Source organism: Haloferula sp. BvORR071 (assembly GCF_000739615.1).
In the GTDB taxonomy this organism is placed as follows: domain Bacteria; phylum Verrucomicrobiota; class Verrucomicrobiia; order Verrucomicrobiales; family Akkermansiaceae; genus Haloferula.
In genome coordinates, this window is the sequence record NZ_BATP01000029.1 from 1 (window position 1) to 20,476 (window position 20,476).

The window sequence follows — 20,476 nt, forward strand, 5'->3', positions numbered from 1 at the left end:
CGCTGCGGGCCGCGAGATCGTGGAAGAGCGGGCGCGGGCTTTCGGGCTTGTCGGCAAGAAGGGCGGCCTGCTGCCAGTCGGTGACCTTGGGCATCTGCTCATTGTCCTTCTTGAGCTTGCCGAAGGGAGCGCCATCGGCTGTCGAGGCCCACTCGACGGCATTGCGCGAAGCGGATTGCAGCCCGGTGCGCGTGGCTGCCAAGTCCGTGGGCGCAGCGAGTTCGGGATGAGCCATCGCGGCCTTCACTCCCTGATCGCCCACCCACCAGGCATGGCGGCTGCGCAGGCCGCCGTTCAACTCCCCTTGCACCAAGGGTGCCTCCACCCGCTGCCCGGTCGCGCTGCCCAGGGAGCCCTTGCCGACCAGCTCGGTCATTGGCGTGCTGCCGCTGGGGCTTTTGGCAAAGTCGCGCGACTCGGTGTCGTTCTGCTCGCCGGAGACCAACCAGCGGCGGAATTGCGGCGCGGGGCGATTCGTGGTGCCGCTGTCCCATGCGGAGTAAACGCCGGTCCAGAAGCGCCGGCCCTCTGCCGCAGCAGTCTCTTCTCCCTTGCTGTTAGAAGCGAGTTGGTCAGCGGCTGCGGTGATCCGTTGGTCGGGGCCCGCTTGCTTTTGCAATTCACCGATCGCCAGCGACAGCGCCATCCGCGCATTCGCCCGCGCGATCGCCACCGCTTCACCATGACTGGTGCTTCGCAGGCTGATCGATGAAAGCGTTAGCAAGCCCACTGCCAGGATCAGCAGCATGACCATCAGCACCAAGCTGATCACCAGGGCAAAGCCGCGCGAGGAGCTGTCCCTCCCCGCGCGGCGGGTCTCTCGTCCGTTTGACCTCGATCGAGAGGCGGAAATAAGGAGGCGGATGAAGTGGAGGCGACTGTTCATATCCCGGCTTCAAGTGCTGAAAAGTGGCAAAGAACCACCTTCACGTGTCATCTTGCGGGAATTGGTGATTGCCCGGTAGTTGGCAATTCTGCCCATGCCCGGTGGGCAGCCGCTTCAACTGGTGGAATGGCTGCGCCACTTCAGCTTGGGGAGCATCCAATCCACCGCTCCACGGCGGTCCAAGGCGTGACTCACCCCGCCGGAACCGCGCTGCCGCCCCGCTACACCACTACTCCCGCACCGCTCTGAGCCGGAGGAACTTCTGCCCACCGCTGAGATCCATCTTCACCCGCACCACAGGCAAAGCACTCTCATCCATTTCAAGCCCGGCACCCGACCACTCTAACAAATCATCCGACCATTCGGGGATGACCAAGACTCCATTCCCCTCATCAAGTCGCTGGAATTGCATGAACACCTTGCCTCCTTCGATTCCCGTCGCAAGAGGCGGATTCATGAGCAGAGGATCGAGACCCAGGGCGCACTCGAGAAGGTTCGGCCAGCCATCCCGATCCGGATCGCCATCTTCGCTGCGATTGCCGAGGGTTGGATAGCCATCCAACCAGCGCTCGAAAGGATCACCGCTCACCAGCAGCTTGCCGCTGCCCGAAATTCGCGGCGACTCGTGCGCAGCTCCTGAACCCGGTGCACCCCAGACACCCGCAGCCTGCATCACTCCATCGAATGACAGGGCCCCGATGCTATCCACTGCAGCGTGGCTCAATGCCAGCACTGCCCCCGAAGCGATCTCCACCTCCGCTTGGTCGCCCAAACTCGCGGAACCAAGCTCCAGCACTCCGGCCGTCACCCGCGTGCTCCCACTCCGCGCAAGCGTGCCGGTCAAGACCACCTTGCCGCTTCCCGACTTCACGAGGCGACCCGTTCCCGAGATCGCATTCGGAACCGTGAGGTCCGCGCTTCGGTCGAGTTCCAAGGTGCCGTCCGCATTCACCAAAATCTCCTCGCTGCCAGGCGTACCGGTGATTCGCAGGGTGCCACCGTTGATCGTGGTCTTGGCGTTGTAAGTGTTCGCAGCAGCCAAGGTCCAACGGCCTGCGCCGTCCTTCACCACACCCATGCCACCCGTCCCCTCCAAGATCGGGCCGCTCACGATCCCCTCCCCCGTTCCGCCCAAGCCTAGCAGGCGGATGCTGCCAACTGTCTGGCGAATCGTCCCCGCCAACTCCAGCACACCGCCGTCACTGCGGACGTAAAGACCGTTGCCACCCATTCCGGATATCGTGAGGTCGGCCGTGAGCTTGGTGTCGCCGGAGAGATGCAGGATGGTAGGCACCGTCGCATCGCCCGCGAAGGTGGTGGAGTTGAAGCCACCGAAGGCATTGCCCAGAACCACCTGTCCGCTGAAGGCCAGCGCGAGTGTGCCGCTCGCAGTCCCGCTCTTCGGAATACTGATTGCCCCGCTACCGACCGCTTCCGGGCGTGTCAGCTTCAGGATGCCGCCGCCGGAAGCCACAGTGGTGCCGCCGCTGTAAGTATTGGCAGCAGTGAGAGTCAGGGTGCCCGAGCCGCTCTTGGTGAGCGAGCCAGTCTGGGCCGCGACGTTCGAGATCGCGGCATTCATTACCGCGTCGAAGCCATTCGTGTTCACCTTGCCGCCACCGGTTCCGAGTTGGAACAGGAAAGCGCTGCCGGCACTTGTCACCAGATCAGGCTGGTCCGCGCCTAGCTTCAGGGTCCCACCGCCATTGAGCACAACGCTGGCCGCGGCACTACTGGAGACCGTCCCGTTTGCGAAGCCGCGCGAGGTGGAGAAAGTCCCGCCCGCCACGGTCAGCACAGCGGGCCCGCTATTGTTCGGCGCGGGATTGATCCCGAAGCTACTAGCACCCTCGTAGGTGAAACTCGCGCCGCTGTTCACCGTCATCTCGCTGCGGTAGCCGCCGTGACCATTGATCGATGCAGGGCCCTGGTGGAGCCAGCCCCCGCCGGAATTCAGATTGAGCACGCCCGGCCTGCCCAGGTAGAGGCTGCCTTCGTTGCTCACCGCACCCGCCACATTCAAGACCTGCGTCGTAGTGCCGGAGGCGCTGTTGTTCGCGATGCGGAATTCCCGGCCCGCGCGTACTTTCACCGCGGAACCGCTGGCGAAATTCACCGTCGTGGCAAGCGTCGCCGCACTGCCAATGGTCCAACCACCATCCGCGCCGAGCTGTTTGTTAGAGACATTGGTGATTCCTCCGCTCACGACCGTTCCGCCATCATAGGAGTTCGCACCGGAGAGAGTCAGCGTGGCGCGGCCAGTCTTTTGAAGCGCATGCGCGCCGCTGATCGCCCCGCTGAAGCCAAGACTCATGCCATCCGCCGCCAAGCTCGTATCTCCCGGCAAGATCATCGGCCCGCCAAAGCTCGCGCTCAAGGAAGTGAAGCCGCCTGTGCCGGAGAAACTCACCGTCGGGTCTGCTCCACCGTCACTGGAAAGCCGCAGTCCCGCCGTCGAACCCGCCAGATCCCCGCCCGGCAGCCCGACCGAAACACTTGCATTGCTACCAAAGGCATCCATCCATCCGCCGCCAAGGCTGACGCCCGTAAACTGCACTCCGGCCGTCATCGTCTTCGCTTCCGGACTGGAGGCCGATACGCGGAGACCTTCAGCCTCCGGCCTCAACAACACCATGCAAGCCGAGTCCGCACTCACGCTGCCACTGCCACCCAAGTCCACCTCACCCGCCGCATGGAAGGCCGCTTGCGTCACATTCACGGATGCATCGCGCGCCGCCTGCGCCGTTGCATCATTCCGCAGCACCGTGATCGGATTGCTGAAGCCTGCCATCTCGCCAGCTGTCAGCCCCGGCACCACCGTGTAGGCATAGCTGCCATCGGAGAAGGCCGTGCCGTGGCGGATCGAGAGCGCGAAGACATTCTTGCTCATGCTCGTCGCGTCGTAACCCGTGTTGATTGATTGCCAGGTCCCCGTCTGTGCCGCTGCCTGGATCGAGGCCGAGGTCGGCGTCTGGTTGAAGAAATAGCCGGTGCCATCGTGATGGACCCACTGCAAGCCGCCCAAGGTCGTGCTACCACTCGCCAAGGTCTGCGCCGAACCACCGGTGGAATAGCTCACCGCGCCATTGAGCAGCGATTGATTGAGCGTCGTCTCCACCTGCGCGGTGGCCGCCGGCGCATCGATGTCCGATCCCAGCGCCACAAATCCCCGATCGAAGAAGAACCACGCCTTCTTCGCCGCAACATTGCGCCGGTTGTAGCGGAAGGCGGTGCCGGCATAGGTCCCATCGGAGATTCCGCCTGCATAGGTGCTCGTCCCCGCCACGCCCCAATCCGCCGTCGGCGTCAGCGAATAGGTCCCTTGCTCCACCGTCGTGCCCGGCAGCTTGCGCCAGTTCCACACCGGCATGATGTCGTCGTACTCGTTGCCCGTGCGCAGGATGAGGTTCACCCCGTCGCCGAGGTGATAGTTCTTCAGGCCCTCGCCATTGCCGCTCTCCGGTTGCAGCGTGCGGGTCGAGGAGATCTTCACGCCCGCGTAGCCCTGTGAACGGTGCCACGCGGTGTAATCCCCGCGCCAGAAGTGCTTGCCGCCGCTGAAGGCCAAGGCTGGATCCGCGGAGCCACTCGAATTCGCTGCATTGATCGCACTGCGCAGCGACTCCAACTCTACCACGCGATACCCCGGCAGCACTGCCAGAGAAGTCGTCGCCAAGCCACCCAGCCCCGCGCCATTCGCCGACTGGCTCTTGCGGCTCAAGCCGCGGCCCGATGCGGTGTAGTCGATCGCCTGGCCGCGATTCATCCAGCGCGTGCCATCGAGCAGGTAGTCGGTGAGAATCCGCCGCTGGGTCTCGCTGAAGGCAAAGCCGGTGTCCGCCGCCTTGGCCGCCCACTTCAGCGTATTCGAAATGAAGAGCGAGCCGTAGCCCTGATTGTAGAGCTGCGCGCCGTGCTGGTGGAAGGAGCCGTCCTTCTGGATTCCCTCTGCCGTGGTCACTAGGATCGTATCCGAAATCGCGAGGAAGGCATCCTGCGTGATCGAAACGCTGCCCGCTACGATCCCCCGCTGAATGCCGGCGATCGCGCGGTCCACGCGGTTCTGGCCGGTATTCGTGCCGGAGTTGGTACTACGTGCCACGTAGGCACGCTGCAGCACGCTGAGTCCCGAGGTCAGCCGCGCGCTCGAAAGCTGCTCCTTGATCAGCACCATCGCCTCGCCCAGATCCTGCGGCACCGCGATCTGATTGTACCACCAGTTCGAGCTCTGCGGATTCTTCGCGATCCAGCAATCGTAGGCCTTGAGGATGTCCGCCAGCAGCGTGACATTCTGATAGAGACTGCCGGAAGGATGCGAGTAGGCCCTACACATCAGACCGAGGCGGTCGAGATGGGTCATCGGCGCCCAGTTCGTTTGCGCAGTGTTGGTGTACGGCACGTCCGCCCAGCTCCCATCCGCCAACAGTGTCGATTGATAGGATTGCACCGTCGCCGTCGATGGCACCGAAGCGAGGAACTCGGCCTCAAGCCGCTGCTCGACCACGGCCAAATCCGCAGAGGTCTGTGCCCGCGCCGGGCTGGCCACCAGGAACGCCGAAACTCCGGCGCCCCAAAGGGAGCAGCCGAGCCAGGCAGGCAAAAGCGTCTTGCGCATTCCACTCATTCTACGATTTGCGGCGTCGTAACAGCGCGAGCATGCCGAGACCACCTAACAATGCCGACGCCGGCTCTGGCACCGCCACCAGCGAGAGCACACTGTTCTCACCCGTTCCATAGTTCACCTGATAGCCATCCGGCACATTCAACTCCGTGAAAGTTCCCGTCAGCGATCCGTAGCTGGCGAACACGTAAGGATTCACACCGTCCAATTCTCCGCCGACTTGGCTGAAATCCACGAGCGCTCCGGTGATGTCCAGCAAGCCGGACACGTTCAGCAGGTCGATCGAAGAGCTGCCATATTCCACCAGCAAGGTCCCACCCGATAGGTCCGCAGCACCCAAGCCGAGAATCCCGATCGAATTCCCCGCGCTGATGGTTCCGGCGCCGGTGAAGGACAGCGTCCCGGTGGTGATGCTGCCCGTGCCCTCAAGCCGTCCTCCAACTCCAATGCTCACGCCGGAAGTGGCGGATAGCGTGGTATTTACCCGCAAGGTCCCACCGTTCACGGTGGTGGTGCCCGTGTAGCTCGCTGTCCCGGACAGGGTCCAGGTTCCCGCACCGTTCTTCACCACACTGAAGGCATTGGTCCCGGTATTCGCCACCGAGCCGGTGATCTCACCGTTGCCCGCACCACCCAAGCCGAGTTGGCGGGTACTGTCTGCCACCGTGCTCGTAATGTTGCCGCTCAGAGTCAGCAGGCCGGCATCGGATTGGATATTGATGCCGTTGCCGCCGGTGCTGTTGAGCGTAAGATTGCCGCTCAGCGTATTGTTGCCGGAAACATTGCGGATGTGCGCCGATCCACCGCCCCCGAAGCCCGTGGCGGAGGAGAAGGTGAAGTTGTTCGCCACCGTGATGTCATTGGTCAGCCGCAGCATCCCGCCGCTGGTGCCGGTCTTGGTCAGCGACACCGAACCAGTGCCCAGCGCCGATCCATTCGAGATCTCGATCGCGCCCGCATTGTTGCCGATCGTCGTGGACCCGGAGTGCGAGCTCGCATTCGTCAGCGTCAGCGTGCCGGCGCCCGTCTTCGTTAGAGCAAGGGTGCCGCTGCCATTTTGAAACGAACCACCGAAACTGCTGGTCGCATTGTTGCCGCCCACCGTGATCGTGCTGGTGCCACTGGCCCCGCGCGTGATGGTCCCGGTGCCGCTCAAGCCATTCACAGTCTCTGTGCCGCGCATGTCCAAGCTGCCATTCACCACCAGATTCCCCGCGGTCGCCCCATCCGGGATCACATTGTTGATCGCCAGCCGCAGGCGACCGCCGGATTCCACCGTGGTATCGCCGGTGTAGGCATTGCTCGTGTTGTTCAGTACGATAACTCCGGTAGTCGAGCTCTGCCGTGCTGTCACGGTGGTGACGTTCGAGCCAATCGCTGAGTTGAGGTTCAGCGTCCCGTTCGCGTTCTGGTTCGAGAGGATCAGGCTGCCGGTGTTGTTGATTGCCGCCGTTCCCACGGTCAGGGTTCCGGTCGAGCTGGAGGCCAGCGTCAGGCTATTGGTCCCGGTGACACCGCCATTGAAGGTCGCCGTCGAGGCCCCTAGCGAATCGATCATCAGGGTGCCACTTGTCCCCGTGGCCAAAACCACGGCCCTGGCCAAGGTGGCAGTTCCTACCCGCAGATTGGCGGAGGCGCTGCCGGTCGTCGCACCCAGCGTCAAGGTTCCCGTCGTTCCCAGGCTCGCCGCGTTGCGCACGAAGACCTGCCCGCTCAGGAGGACACTGTCCCCCATCACGTTCGCCTGGCTGCCCAACTCATAAAAGTTGCCATCCATCGTCAGCTTTCCGGTCCCGAGATTGACCGAGACCCCCGCGGCCTGCCGCATGGTCAAGCCACCGCTGACGCTCAAATCCGTGTTCGTCCCCGTAATGGAGTTGTTCGAGGTGATGCCGGTGGCAGTGGCATTGATCCACGACTGCGACGCAGCCAGATTGATCGCCACCGCCTGCCCCGCTGTCGCCGAGCCGATCGTCACCGCACCCGTGCCACTCGCGACCGAGATCCCGCTTGCACCAAGATTGAGCGTGCGATTGGTCCCGCCGCCGGCGAGGGCCTTGGTTCCCGCGCCGCTCAGGCTTAAGCCCGCCGCAAATTGATCCGCATCCAGGGTAATGCTGGCCGCGCTGGCCGTGCCAATCGCCACCGCATCACCGGAGCCCGGCACCGCATTGCTATCCCAGTTGGCGGGGGTATTCCACGAGCCATTGCCAGCAGGTACCCAGCTTGCGGCATGGCTGTTAGAAGATACGCCGAGCAAGCCGCCGGCACATACAAGCAGGAAAGATCGATTCATAGGGCAGGAGAAAAAGAGAAGGGGGAGGAACGCAGGGAGCGCGGACCACGGCCCGCGCTCCCGTGAATCAAGCCAGCTCAGGGCGCATCGCTGGCATCCGCGCGCAGGAAGCCCTTCCGCGCGGCGCTGACTGCCGCCGTCAGACGGAAGGTCCGGTAAGTCCAGCCGCTGCTCAGCGCGGGCAGGCCCGCCGTCAGCGCCGTGGTCTCCTCCACGCCAGCGGTGAAGCCACTCAGATTCGCGCTGCCATCGATCCGATAGATCACGTCCCCGATCGCCGCCGAAGTCAGCGGACCAGTGCCGGTGAAGACCGCACCCGTGCGCACTGGCAGGGTCAGCGTCAGATGATCGGCATCGACTTTCGTTACAATCTTGCCGCTCGCCGCGCCGCTCGACGGATTTCCGTCGAAGGCGAACTCCTGCAGGTTGCTCAGGCCGTCGCCATCCGGATCGCCGGTCTTCGACTTGTCCGCACCCACCGCGAAGGTGAAGCTATCGATCCATGGCGTGAAGGGATCGCTGCCGACCACGGTGATGGTCCCGGTCCCGGTGAGCCGGCCGCCGGAATTGCCCGCGCCATAGGTGCCCGGCCCCTGCGTCACGCCGTCCAGGATCAGTGTGCCGACCGTGTCCGAGCCCGCGAAATCAAGCTGCAGCACTCCGTCCGTCGCCACATTCACCGATGCGGTATCGGCCAAGCCGCCGTTCTTCGTCAGCACCAGCACGCCCGCGTTCACGTTTGTGCCACCGCTGTACGTGTTCGTGCCGGAAAGCGTCCATGTCCCCGTGCCACTCTTGATCACGGTGAACTTGTTCACGCCGGTATCGATGATGTTACCGCTGACCAAGCCCGCCGCCGTGCCGCTCAGGCCGAGCTGGCGTGTGCTATCGGCGACGGTGCTGGTGATCGTGTTGGTGACCGTCAGCAGGCCGCCGTTCGATTCGAGGTTGATGCCATTGCCGCCGGTGGCGGTCAGCGTCAGCGTTCCGGTCAGTGTGTTGTTGCCGGAGACATTCCGCACCTGGGCACTGCTGCCAGCCGCACTGAAGCCGGTCGCGGAGGCGAAGGTGAAGACGTTCGCGACCGTGATGTCGTTGCTCAACTCCAGCGTGCCAGTGCTGGTGCCACCGCGGGTGATCGCCACCGTGCCAGTGCCCAGCGCCGCAGCATTGGTAATCGCCACCGTGCCGGTATTATTCGCGATGGTGGTGGTTCCGGTGTAGAGGTTGGCGTTGGTGATCGTCAGCTTGCCCACGCCGGTCTTGGCCAGGTTCTTGGCACCCGCCGTCTGGCTGATCAGACCGCTCAAGGTCAGGTCGCCGGCACCGCCCGCGTTCGAGTTCGCGTTGATGTTGATATCGCCGCTGAGACTCGCCGCGGCACCGGGGTTATTGTTCACCAGATTGCCCGCGGTGCTCACGCCCAACGTGATCGGCTCCGCACCGACTGCCAGGCCGTTCAGATCCAGCGTCGTGCCGCCGCCAACCGTCGTGCCACCTGCGGTGCTGCCAAGGCCTCCGGCATTGCCGAGCTGGATGCTGCCCCCTTGCAGCGAGACCGCACCGGAGAAGCTGTTCGCACCATAGAGACCCAGCACACCAGCGCCGGTCTTGGTGATCCCGCCCGTTCCGCCGACCACACCATCGATGAAGGTGTCTCCGCCGCCGGTCACCGTCAGGGTGCCGCCGCCGAGATCGACATCGTTGCTCGCCACCAGATCGCCGCCGGTCGATTGGTTGTTCCAGGTCTGGCTTCCGGAAAGCAGCAGATCCACTTCCTGGCCCGCAGTCGCTGAGCCAATGGTGACACCGGTCGAAACCGCATCCATCGAGATCCCGCCTGTGGTGACCGTAAGCACATGGTTGGCATTGCCGCCGGTGAAGGAGAAGGCCACCGGGCTGGTGAAGCTCATCCCCGTCGTAGCCTGGTCACCATTGAGCGCGATCACCTGATCCGCTGTCAGACCATTCGACCCGAAGAATGTGGGATTGTTGATCCCCGGTTCCGCGCCCGGATTGGAAGCCGCATTGGTCGGCGAGATCGACCACGATGCAGCCGAGGCCCAGGACGTGCCACTGCCATCCCAGTAACTGTCCACGAAGGTGTTCGTCACATCGAGCAAGCCATCACCCGTGATCTGGGCGGATTCGAAGTTCGCTCCCAGCGCAGCGATCGATCCGATCCGACCCCACTTGCCGCGTGCCTGCGGCTCGGTGCCGAAACGCAAGCTGTTCACCGTCTCCACATCGCCGTGGGTGAGGTTCAGCGTGGTACCCGCCTCCAGCACGATGTTCCCGGCGTCTGCGATCAAATCCGGAAAGTCGAGTTGCAGCGTGCCGCCCGAGAGCGTCGTCAGACCGGTGTAGGTATTCATGCCGCTGAGCACCAGGGTGCCTGTGCCGATCTTGGTCAGCGCCACCTTGCCCGAGCCATCGGTGATGTTGCCGGCGAAGGTGCCGCCGCCATCATTGCCACCCACCACCAGCGTGCTCGTCCCGGATGCGCCCGTGCGGGTGATGCTGCCCGTGCTGCTGCCGCTCAGGCCGTTGATCGTTTCGGTACTATCGCCGGTGGCCGTGCGCAGGATCAGGTTGCCATTCACCACCACGTTGCCCTTGCCGGCACCATGGGGAATGACTTCGGAAGCCCCCAGTTCCACCCGGGTATTCGCGCTCACCGTCGTCGTGCCGCTCCAGGCATTCGCAGCGTTGCCGAGAACGATCTTCTGAATGCCTTTCGTGCCCGTCGTCACATCGGTCATGGTGACGTTGGTCACCTTGTCGGTGATCGCCGAGTTCATCGTCACCGTGCCGGCCGCGGTCGCCACGCTACCGGTCCCTTGATTGCGCAGGGTCAGTGCGCCGGTGAAGTCGATTGCTCCGGTGCTCACCGTGACCGAGCCCGATCCCGAGCCGATGGTGCTCTGGATCATGAAATTGTTGGTGCCGGTGATCCCGCCGGTGAAGGTCGGAGTGGCCGTGGCTCCCAGGTTGTCGATGAACATCGTGCCGGTCGTCCCGCTGGCCAGCACCACCGGGCGTGCCCAGGTCGCGGTGGCCAAACGCAGGGCCACGGGAGTCGTATTGGCAGCACTGTCACCAAGCGTGATCGGGCCCGTCGTTCCGAAGTTGCCCGCGTTGCGCGCGAAGACGTTACCGCCTTTCAGTATGAAGCCACCCATGGTGTTCACGCCGGTGCCGATCTCGAAGCCGCCGCTCGTCAGCGTGATGATCCCGGTGCCGATATTGATCAAAGGAGTGCCGCCCGCGTGGCTCCGCATGTCGTAATTGCCCGACAGTGTGAGATTCATGCCGCTGCCGGTGATGCTACCGCGGATCAGGTGGGAGCCGCCGATCGCACTGGTCCAGGTCTGCGAGGCGCCCAGCACCACGTTCACATTGTTCGCGGCCGTGGTGGAGCCGATCGTCACCAAGCCCGAGCCTGTGGCCACGGTGAAACCGCCAGCTCCGAGGGTTAGACCCAGCGGCCCTCCACTCGCCGCGGTGATCGCGGTCGTGCCCGTGTTCGTTACGCTCAGCGAGGGAGCCGCTTTCGCCGTATCTAGGGTGATGGTCGTGGCCGCCGTGCCGCCCACCGCGATGGGGTCCGTGCCACTCGGCGTGCCAACCGGAGCCCAGTTCGCACTGGTCGCCCATGAGCCGCTCCCAGTGATGCCCCAAGTGTAGTCAACTCCCTGCGCCGCCGAGATCGCGGCCGCACTCAGAATGCCGGCACGGACCGCCGGAGACGCCAAAAGCTGGCGGAGCGAAGAAGAAGCCCAGCCGGGGGAGCTGGTGGAAAAATGGGCCTGAGAGGTCTTTTTCATGGAATATCGTGAGGATTGTTGCAGACCCTCCCAAGCTGCGTAGTGGGCAAAACTGCCAATGCCTGCCCACCCGGCTCCCCCCTCTCCCCATCTCAAATTTCAGATCCCCGTGGGCAACGGGGTGCCGTGCGGCGGGTAAGAACCCGAATGAAAATCCCGCCACACGGCACTCGCGACCTCCTGGAAAACCGCCAAAGGATGCCCGTCACCCGCCGGACGGAACAGTGGGCAAAACTGCCAGTTTTGTTAGATTCCGAAACCGGCATGCGTCCCAGACCTCGCTTCACCCCGCGATTCCCCTGCTTGCCGCCCGCCGCCAAATGAGCCATGCAAGGTCCATGGTCCGCCCTCGCCAGATGCGTGTCGCGCTCGCTTGCGCGTGCACCTTCGCGACCGCAGCCGCCCAGCAACTCCCCGACGAGTTTGCCCGCGACGGTTCGATCATCCCGAACCCGGGCAGCATCGGAACCCTGCCGATGCTGCACCGCAACTGGACTACCCGCGATGGCCTGCCGCAGGACCACGTCCGCTCCATCGTCCGCACCCACGACGGCTTTCTATGGGTCGCCACCGATGCCGGCCTCGCGCGCTTCGATGGCTTCGAGTTCAAAACCTATGGCCTCCGCGAAGGTCTCGGCGCCGTCGCAGTGCTTACTCTGTTAGAAGCGCGCGATGGCACGCTCTGGGTTGGCACCGTCGGCGGCGGACTCAGTGCAATCCGCGATGGCAAGGTGGTCAAAACCTACAACACCGCCGATGGACTGCCTTCTGAAACCATCGATACAATCGGCGAGGACGACCAAGGCTACATCTGGATCATTGAGGGCAAGGGCGCGCGGCTGAAGGACGGCCGCTTCGAACTCTTACCGCCCTTACCCTTTGCGGGCGATCAAACTCCCGGCACCCTCTTTACCGCCAACGATGGGACCCTCTGGGTCGGCTTCGGCGGCGACAAGGGCGCCTGGTCCTGGAGCCAAGGCAAGTGGAGCCAGAGTCCCCCGAAGGGCCCGCCCCAAGCCAGGAAGTTCTGCCAGGATCCCAAGGGCCGCATCTGGACAGTCGATGCCGGCAACAACCTGTGGTGCTGCGAGGACGAAAAGTGGTTGAGCTTCCCGCGGGCCAAAGGCCTCACCGGCGACATCAGTTCGCTCGCCGCCGGCACGGATGGGACCATTTGGGTAAGCTTCTATCGCTCCGGTTTTCGAGCCTTCCGCGATGGCGAATACTTCACGCCGATCACCCGCGGCACGCCCTTCGGCGATCTCGCCGAGGTGGTGCGCGTCACGCCCGATGGCCAGTTGTGGCTTGGCTCTTCGACGCGCGGACTCTTCGCCCTCACGCCCGCCCACTTGAAGGTGCAACTGGTCGAAAATGTCCAGGGCAGCCAGAGCGCCAACTTCATTGGTGCACTCGGCAACCTCGCGCCGGGGACATTGCTGGTGGGCACGCAAGGCCGCGGCTTTTACCTGATGGCGTACAGCGGCAGCGCCCCGGTTGAGTCCCAGACCGATCCCGACCACAATTCCTTCGTCAATTCCATCATCCACCGGCGCAATGGCGAAATCTGGGCGGGCGGGGGTGGGGCCTCGCTTGCCTACCGTGACGGCCGAATGGTCTCGCTTCCCGCCACCTTCAAGGCTCCGGCCGGCGTGTGGGATCTCTACGAAGCCGGCGATGGCACCGTCTGGGCCGGCACTAGCGGTGGAGCCCTCCATGCGATCAACAAGATTGCCCGCCGCGAGACTGAACTCGGCAACAAAGGGTACCCCATCAAAGGCATCACCAGCCAAGCCGACGGGACGATCTGGGTCGGCACTCGCGGCTACGGTCTTTTCTCGAAGTCCGGCGGCAAGTGGCCGCGGTACGGCAAGGCCGAGGGCCTGCAAAGCGAGGTGATCCGCTTTCTCTACACCGGACCGGACGATACCCTGTGGGTAGGCACCGCAGGCGGCGGTCTCTCGGTGAAGCGGGGCGAGCGCTTCAGCACGGTCACCACCGCGGAGGGGCTGCCGGACGACACCATCTCCCAGATCATGGAAGATGGCGAAGGACGACTCTGGCTCGGCACAAACCGCGGTCTGGCCATCCTCTCGAAGAAGGAAGTGTCTCAGCTGAAGCAAGGTGACACCAGCCCTGTCTATCCGCGCGTGATCGACCGCTTCGACGGATTGCTTTCCGAGGAGTTCACCATCGTCCCGCCAACTTCCATGGGCAATGGCCAGATGGCCTTCGCTACCACCCAGGGCGTGGCCATGCTAAAACCAGAAGACTTCCATGCCGACGAAAGCACGCCGCCCGTCCTGGTGGAGGATGTCCTGTTAGATGGTCGGCAAGTCCTGCTCAAGGAGGGTGCGACCGAGGTGCCGCCAGGGGTGATGAGGATCGAGTTTCGCTACACCGGCTTGTATTTCGCGGCACCGGATCGCCTGCGCTTCCGCACCCGCCTGTTAGGCTTGGAGGAGAACTGGGGCAGCGCCAGCCCCGATCGCGACGCCACCTATCGAAACCTCGCGCCCGGCGAGTACACCTTTGAAGTTTCCGCCTCCACCGGCAACGGCCTCTGGAGCCCCGTGCCAGCGGTCGTCCGCCTGATTGTTCAGCCCAACTTCTGGCAGACCGCGTGGTTCCGCGTCCTCGCCACGGTCCTGGTGTTAGGTGCGGTCATCGTCGCGGTCCGCCAGCGCGAACGCCGCAAGGCCTCACGCCGCATCCAACAGCTCGAACGCCAGCAGGCGGTCGAGAACGAGCGCGCCCGCATCGCCCGCGACCTGCACGACGACGTCGGTGCCAGCCTCACCCAAGTCGCACTGCTCAGCCAACTCGCCCGTAGCAGCCTCGCCAAGCGTCCCGAACGCGCGGGCAAACACGTGCAGGAGATCTTCAACACCGCCAAGGAGGTCACCCGCTCGCTCGATGAGATCGTCTGGGCGGTCAACCCGGCCAACGACACTTTCGAGAGTTTCGCCCTCTTCCTCGGTGCCTTCGTCCAGAATTACAGCCACACCGCCGGCCTGCGCAGCCGCTTCGATGTCCCGGAGAACCTCCCTGCCCTACAGCTCGAGTCATCGGTCCGCCACCACATCTACCTCGCCACCAAGGAGGTGATGCACAACATCGCCAAGCACGCCAAGGCCAGCGAAGTTCGCATGACCCTCACCCTCGAACCCGGCAAGTTTCACCTCGTCATCGAGGACGACGGCCAAGGCTACGACGCCGCCGCACCCGGCGTGCCCGATGCCGACGGCCTGATCAACCTCCAGAACCGCCTCAAGCAAATCGGCGGCACCTGCACCCGCCGCAGCTCCCCCGGCCACGGCACCTCGGTGGAGATGACCGTGCCCCTCGGCTGAGCAGTTCCCCAAGAGTCCGAATACAACCCACGATTGGATCCATGCTTTTTCTAGCAGCTCGCGGCGGCAAGGCCCCGGCTCCCGAGTGGGTGGTTATGCTTGTTCTCGGGCTCTCGGTGCTCCTTGCTGCCATAGCCGTTTATCTCGGGCTTCGTGTAAAGAAGCACTTGGCCAATGCCACCTACGCCGAAGGAGAGGTCGTCGGCTTTATCGAGCAATCCGAAGGAAGAGGAGGCCCATCCGTGGCGCCAGTCATCCGGTTTAGCGAAAGCGATGGCACATCCCATGAGGTGAATTCGTCAGCTTACAGCTATCCCGCTGCGTTTGAACTCGGCGACAAGATCCGGGTCGCTTACCCGCCGGGCAAGCCTCACGAAGCGGAGTACCTGGGGCTTTTCGCCCAGTGGGGTCACGTCATCATCCTGGGGAGCCTTGCAGGCGCGGTGGCTGTGATGTGCCTTGTCCGGCTCTGGTTCTTCCGCGGCGCTGCCTGAGAACCCGGAAGTCCGGCTAGGGACAGCGCCCAACTGGGCAGAATTGCCCACTATCTCAAACACGTCCCACCAACCGATCCTCTGGGCCAACCACCCACTGAACGATTCCGCTGTGCCCGCGACCTTCGATGATGCTAGCTTTCCTGAGATGCCGGAGAAGAACGCAGGGCAATCCCGCAGCAGCGACAGCCCGCTCACCGTGGGCGTGGTGGAGGACGATGCGCGCATTCGCTGGAGCCTCTCCGCGATCCTTGAGGAAGAGGACGATCTCGAGTGCGTCGGCACCTTCGCCAGCGCGGAGGAGGCCCTTACCCACTTGCCCAAGCTCAAGCCGCAGGTGGTCTTGATGGACGTGAACCTCCCCGGCATGAATGGCATCGAGTGCGTCCGCCGCCTCGCCACAAAATGCCCGGGCATCCAGGTGATCATGCTCACCGTCCGCGAGGACTCCGACATCATCTTCGACTCCCTCGCCGCCGGGGCCTGCGGCTACCTGCTCAAGCCCCCCAGCGCGGAAGAACTCGTCGCCGCAGTCCGCGATGTCTTCGCCGGTGGCGCGCCGATGACCACCTCGATCGCCCGCAAGGTGGTCCAGTCCTTCAACCGCACCGCGCCCTCGCCGAAGGAGTCGGAGAACCTCTCGCCGCGCGAGATCTCGGTCCTCGATCTGCTGGTAAAGGGCTTGGCCTACAAGGAAGTGGCTGCCGAACTCGGCATCAGCTACTCCACGGTCCACCGCCATATCGAAAGCATCTACCGCAAGCTCCACGTCCATTCCCGAAGCCACGCTGTGGCCAAGTATCTGGGCGCTTGAGCCATGCATCCTGCAATTTGTTCGTGCAAATTGCACAGAGAGGATTGCTCCAAAATCGGCAGAAATCCGGAATGCTGCGGGGATTCGCTCGCATGGAACGGTGGCTGCGATAGGAAACGCTCCCATCCACACGGTTGGGCCCTGTTCTCACGCCTCCGCGGCGCGAGCGGCGGGCTTATTACATGGTCGCCGACACATGAGCAATTCCACTCCCTGCGATCCCCGTTTCGCGGGCATCTCCTTCTCTGGCAAACCCTCGCCTCGGTATCCCGCGATCCGCGAATCCTTTCTCCCCGGCTTTCGTCCCCCGGTCCCGCTTCCCCCGGAGCGAGTTGAGGAAGACCGCACCTCCCCGGAGGCGGTTTTCCTCTGTACCACCATCCGCAGCGCCGGGCTCGATCCTTCCCGCTACCGCATGGCTCCAATGCTGCGCCGGCTCCCGGCCTGCCTCCGGGCACTGCGCGTCACCACGCCGCGGGAAGCCTCCGCCCTGCTGCGCGAGGATCCCCGCCACCTTCAGGCCGCCCTCGATGCCCTGCTGATCGGTGCCACTTCCTTCTTCCGGGATGAAGCGGTGTTCGAGCACCTCGACTCGGTCGTCATTCCCACCCTGCTCGCCCGCTCCCCGCATCCGCGGGTCTGGAGTGCCGCCTGCTCGGATGGCTCGGAGCTGTATTCGGTGGCCATGCTCTTCTCCCGCCACCACCGGCTGGCGGAGGATCAGTTCTTGGGCAGCGACTACCGGGCCCGGGCCGTCGCCACCGCCAGCCATGGCGTCTATGCAGCGGAGGCGATGGCAGGAGTCCCTGCGGATCTCGCCGAACGCTTCACCGTCCAAGACCGCGGCACGCTCAAGATGAAGGATGAGCTTCGAATCGCTACCCGCTGGCAATGCCGCGATCTCCTCACCGGCAGCTTCCCCGGCTCCTGCGACCTGATCCTTTGCCGGAATCTGGCGATCTACCTCGCCATACCGACAGCCGAGATCCTCTGGCAACGGCTGGTCTGTGCCTTGGCTCCCGGCGGCTTTCTGGTGGTCGGCCGGGCGGAGAAGCCGCAGCTTCCCGGCCTGAAGTGCGTCGCCCCTTGCATCTATCGGAAAACCTCATGAGCCCGGCCCCGGTTCAACTTCTACGCGCCCGTCGCCAACCGCCGCCCGCTGCGGTTTCATTGGCCCTCACGGTGGTGCTTATCGCCCTGATGGCTTGGCTGCGGCTGGTGGCCTACCCCTCGCAGACCCAGCCCTTCCCTCTTTCTCCCGGCGTGCCGCTCCTGCTCTGCCTGTGGACCCGCGACAAGCGCTCGCTCTACGGGATGTCGATCGCCTTCACCCTCATCTCCTTGGCGCGGATCTTCTTCGTGACCAAGGGCGACACCACCCAGAGCTACGAGTGGATGCTGATCGCCTCGCAGTTCACCAACATCTGGCTGGTGGCTGGCGTGATCCACGGGATTCTGGCCATTCGCGACCGGCTGGAGCGCAAGAACGACGAACTCGCCCAGCTCAGCGTCGAGCTGGAATCCAGCAACGAGGAACTCTCCTCCAGCAACGAACAGCTCGCCACCCGCGAGGGCGAGATCATGCGGCAAAATGAGGAGCTGCAGAGCCAGGCGGAAGAACTTGAGCAGCAGTCCGAGGAACTCCGCCAGCAAGCGGAGGAGCTAGGCCAGCAAAGCGCCGAGCTCAACGAGGCCAACCACGAGCTGATGCGCCGCGAGCGTGGTCTCCAGACCCTGCTCGACTCCGGCCGCTGGCTTCGCGGCGATCTCAGCGAGGCGCTGGTCATGAACGGCATCTGTCAGGCCGGCGTGCAGGTCCTCGGCGAGGAAGTCCACGCGGCCGCCGTGCTTCAGGAGGACAATGGCAAGCTCAGCCTCAACGGCAGTTCCGGGTTCGGCCTCCACGGCGCGGTCACGCCGGACTTTCCCTTTTCCCAGTCCTTCACCGCGCTGCTGCTGGAGAGCGGAAAGACCGCCTGCATCGAGGATGTGGACATCCGCCCGGACATCCGCCTCGCGCGTCCCGGTGCTGGCCGCCCCTTCCGCTCGGTCCTCGGCTCGCCGATCTGGCACGAGGGCAAGCCGGTCGCGACCCTTGAGATCTACAGCGCCTCCGCCCGCCAATGGTCGGATCACGATTTCCGCATCGCCGAGTGGCTCGCCGGCCAAGCCGCGCTGGCAATCCAAGCCATTCGCTTCCAACAAGAAATCGAGCAAAAGCGCCGCGCCGCGGAAGAAGCGTCGATCCAGAAGACCCGTTTCCTAGCGGCGATTTCCCACGACGTTCGCACCCCAGCCAACGCGATCTCGCTGCTGGCCGAGTTGATCGGCCGCTGCGCCAAGGATCCCGAGCGAGCCCACCAAGTCCCCGCCTTGGCCAACAGCCTCTGGCAGAACTCGCGGGCGATGATCGACCTCGTCAGCGACGTCCTCGACCTGACGCGCTTCGACTCCGGTCGCTTGGATTTGGACATCTCGGAGTTCTCGCTCCAAGAGGCGATCCGCTCGGAGGTCCGCCAAGTTCAACCTCTCGCGGAAGGCCGCAACCTCACCCTCCACGAGGTCCTTCCCGAGCAGGAGATCCGCCTTTGCTCCGATCGCACCAAGCTCGCCCGTGTGCTCTCGAACTTCCTCTCGAATGCGGTCAAGTTCACCGAAGCCGGGGAAATCCGCGTCGAACTCCATCCGGATGGGAAAGGCGGCTGCACCATCGAGGTGATCGACTCCGGAATCGGCATCCCCACCGAGCATGTCGGTTCGATCTTTGACGAGTTCTTCCAGCTCCGCAATCCGGAGCGCAACCGCGAGAAGGGCGCTGGCCTTGGCTTGGCGATCTGCCGCCGCCTCCTCGACGCCTTGGGCTTCCAAGTCTCGGTGAAGAGCTTGGTCGGCATTGGCACCACCTTCTCGATCCAGATCCCCGCAGCCTGCGTCATGGATGGCGCACCCGCCTCGCCGAGTGCGGTCAATGGCAAGGAGTATCCGCTCCAAGGGACCAGCATCCTGCTGGTGGAAGACCATCAGGTCGCCCGTGAAACCACCGCGCAACTGCTTGAAGCCGAGGGTGCCCGCGTCGCCACTGCGGAGACCGGCCGCGAAGGCGTCCGCATGCTCGCCGAGGACAACTACGAAATTCTCCTCCTGGACCTCAATCTGCCCGACTTCGAAGGCACCGAGATCCTCCGCAGCCTGCAGGTGTCCAAGCCGCCCGCCCTGCGCTGCATCCTCGTCGTCACCGGCGACGTCCGCCCCGAGCGGATCGAGGAAGTGAAAGCCCTCGGTGCCCACGACCTGCTCGCAAAACCGGTCAGCATCGAACGGATCCGCAAAGCTTTGGCCGCGTGCTGAAGTGGAGGGGCTCTCCAGATTTTACTTCTCCTTCTTGTCCTTCCGCCCCTTCGACTGATCGGTCCCTGGCGGCGGCGTGGAAACATCCTTCTCCGCTGGAAATCCATCGTTCGGAGCGTCCTTGATCCGGCGCAGCGGAGACTTGGGTTTCGTTGCTGATGGTTTGTCGGCCATCTTCCACCATGCACCTCCCGGGAGATATATCAAGTTGCGCGAAGATGGCATTCTTCCTGCGAAGATAAAATGCTATGGCGAACGATCTGCGCGGCCTGTATTTCCGCAAATTGCGGATGCTCTACTGCAGCGAACTCCAATTGATCAGTTTCTATTCGGAGGTAGCGGCGCATGCCGCTGACGGCGGCGTCGAGGCACTCACCGACGATTGCCGCGAACGGCGTAACCTGCTCGAGAACCTGGCCTCAGAGCATGGCATCTCGATCGCGGGTGACGATTGCCAGTCGATGCGTCGGCTGATTGCAGCCTCCCGAATGGACTTCGCGGTCGACCACGCGATCACCGGCGATCTCGCCAGCGGCGTCTGCGAATCGGTCCACCGGCTGCAAATCCTCAACTACAGCGTCGCTCGCAGTCTCGCCGCGAAAGCGGGACTCAAGGACGACACCAAGACTTTGGACCACTTGCTCGACACCATGCTTGAGCGCTTCCCCCAAGCCTGCGAATCCGTGGTCCCACTCGGCATGGTCCGCGAACAGGATCTCGTCGCCCGCTGATGGCGCGGTCGAAATGCACGGACTGAGGCATGAGCCGATGCAGTCTGCATCGGCTTTTGCGTGCCCGGTTTCCGGCTTCCCCGGATCTAACGCGGGTTTCGCCACCTTG

General features: G+C 63.9%; 10 protein-coding genes and 1 pseudogene. 6 read left to right on the top strand and 5 right to left on the bottom strand.

Annotation, left to right across the window (positions count from 1 at the left end):
• The 4 genes and pseudogenes from BV071_RS16005 to BV071_RS16020 all read right to left on the bottom strand — a co-directional run.
• A pseudogene (locus tag BV071_RS16005) lies at nucleotides 1-886 on the bottom strand (hypothetical protein); the annotation flags it as partial.
• A 229-nt stretch (nucleotides 887-1,115) separates the two neighbouring features.
• Nucleotides 1,116-5,501 (bottom strand): polysaccharide lyase family 8 super-sandwich domain-containing protein, encoded by a 4,386-nt coding sequence (locus BV071_RS16010; protein ID WP_265594503.1) that lies wholly within the window; start codon nucleotides 5,499-5,501, stop codon nucleotides 1,116-1,118.
• Nucleotides 5,502-5,511: 10 nt separating this feature from the next.
• Nucleotides 5,512-7,803 carry an autotransporter-associated beta strand repeat-containing protein gene (locus BV071_RS16015; protein WP_081886034.1) on the bottom strand — a complete coding sequence of 764 codons (2,292 nt, stop codon included), beginning with the start codon at nucleotides 7,801-7,803 and terminating at the stop codon, nucleotides 5,512-5,514.
• 77 nt (nucleotides 7,804-7,880) lie between these two features.
• Entirely contained in the window at nucleotides 7,881-11,630 is a 3,750-nt protein-coding gene (locus BV071_RS16020) for an autotransporter-associated beta strand repeat-containing protein (RefSeq protein WP_035609202.1), read from the bottom strand.
• Between the two features lie 338 nt (nucleotides 11,631-11,968).
• On the opposite strand from BV071_RS16020, the gene BV071_RS16025 reads away from it, so the two are divergent.
• From BV071_RS16025 to BV071_RS16045, 5 genes are all read left to right on the top strand, one after another.
• On the top strand, nucleotides 11,969-14,980 hold the full coding sequence (locus BV071_RS16025; RefSeq protein ID WP_035609205.1) for a sensor histidine kinase: 3,012 nt from the start codon (nucleotides 11,969-11,971) through the stop codon (nucleotides 14,978-14,980).
• A 41-nt stretch (nucleotides 14,981-15,021) separates the two neighbouring features.
• Entirely contained in the window at nucleotides 15,022-15,474 is a 453-nt protein-coding gene (locus BV071_RS16030) for a DUF3592 domain-containing protein (RefSeq protein WP_035609207.1), read from the top strand.
• Between the two features lie 148 nt (nucleotides 15,475-15,622).
• Nucleotides 15,623-16,288 carry a response regulator transcription factor gene (locus tag BV071_RS16035; RefSeq protein ID WP_052573443.1) on the top strand — a complete coding sequence of 222 codons (666 nt, stop codon included), beginning with the start codon at nucleotides 15,623-15,625 and terminating at the stop codon, nucleotides 16,286-16,288.
• Nucleotides 16,289-16,484: 196 nt separating this feature from the next.
• On the top strand, nucleotides 16,485-17,399 hold the full coding sequence (locus BV071_RS16040) for a CheR family methyltransferase (protein ID WP_035609209.1): 915 nt from the start codon (nucleotides 16,485-16,487) through the stop codon (nucleotides 17,397-17,399).
• On the top strand, nucleotides 17,396-19,636 hold the full coding sequence (locus BV071_RS16045) for an ATP-binding protein (RefSeq protein ID WP_081886036.1): 2,241 nt from the start codon (nucleotides 17,396-17,398) through the stop codon (nucleotides 19,634-19,636). The genes BV071_RS16040 and BV071_RS16045 overlap by 4 nt, the downstream gene beginning before the upstream one ends.
• A gap of 21 nt (nucleotides 19,637-19,657) precedes the next feature.
• Here BV071_RS16045 and BV071_RS35445 read toward each other — a convergent pair whose 3' ends face one another.
• Nucleotides 19,658-19,810 carry a hypothetical protein gene (locus BV071_RS35445; protein WP_265594504.1) on the bottom strand — a complete coding sequence of 51 codons (153 nt, stop codon included), beginning with the start codon at nucleotides 19,808-19,810 and terminating at the stop codon, nucleotides 19,658-19,660.
• 74 nt (nucleotides 19,811-19,884) lie between these two features.
• Here BV071_RS35445 and BV071_RS16050 point away from each other — a divergent pair, with 74 nt between their 5' ends.
• Nucleotides 19,885-20,367 (top strand): DUF892 family protein, encoded by a 483-nt coding sequence (locus BV071_RS16050; RefSeq protein WP_035609213.1) that lies wholly within the window; start codon nucleotides 19,885-19,887, stop codon nucleotides 20,365-20,367.
• Nucleotides 20,368-20,476: the final 109 nt, after the last annotated feature.

Coding starts and splice junctions, on each gene's coding strand:
- BV071_RS16040 (WP_035609209.1), top strand. CDS start 16,485: ATGAGCAATTCCACTCCCTGCGATCCCCGTTTCGCGGGCATCTCCTTC.
- BV071_RS16030 (WP_035609207.1), top strand. CDS start 15,022: ATGCTTTTTCTAGCAGCTCGCGGCGGCAAGGCCCCGGCTCCCGAGTGG.
- BV071_RS16045 (WP_081886036.1), top strand. CDS start 17,396: ATGAGCCCGGCCCCGGTTCAACTTCTACGCGCCCGTCGCCAACCGCCG.
- BV071_RS16035 (WP_052573443.1), top strand. CDS start 15,623: ATGCCGGAGAAGAACGCAGGGCAATCCCGCAGCAGCGACAGCCCGCTC.
- BV071_RS35445 (WP_265594504.1), bottom strand. CDS start 19,810: ATGGCCGACAAACCATCAGCAACGAAACCCAAGTCTCCGCTGCGCCGG.
- BV071_RS16020 (WP_035609202.1), bottom strand. CDS start 11,630: ATGAAAAAGACCTCTCAGGCCCATTTTTCCACCAGCTCCCCCGGCTGG.
- BV071_RS16015 (WP_081886034.1), bottom strand. CDS start 7,803: ATGAATCGATCTTTCCTGCTTGTATGTGCCGGCGGCTTGCTCGGCGTA.
- BV071_RS16010 (WP_265594503.1), bottom strand. CDS start 5,501: ATGCGCAAGACGCTTTTGCCTGCCTGGCTCGGCTGCTCCCTTTGGGGC.
- BV071_RS16025 (WP_035609205.1), top strand. CDS start 11,969: ATGGTCCGCCCTCGCCAGATGCGTGTCGCGCTCGCTTGCGCGTGCACC.
- BV071_RS16050 (WP_035609213.1), top strand. CDS start 19,885: ATGGCGAACGATCTGCGCGGCCTGTATTTCCGCAAATTGCGGATGCTC.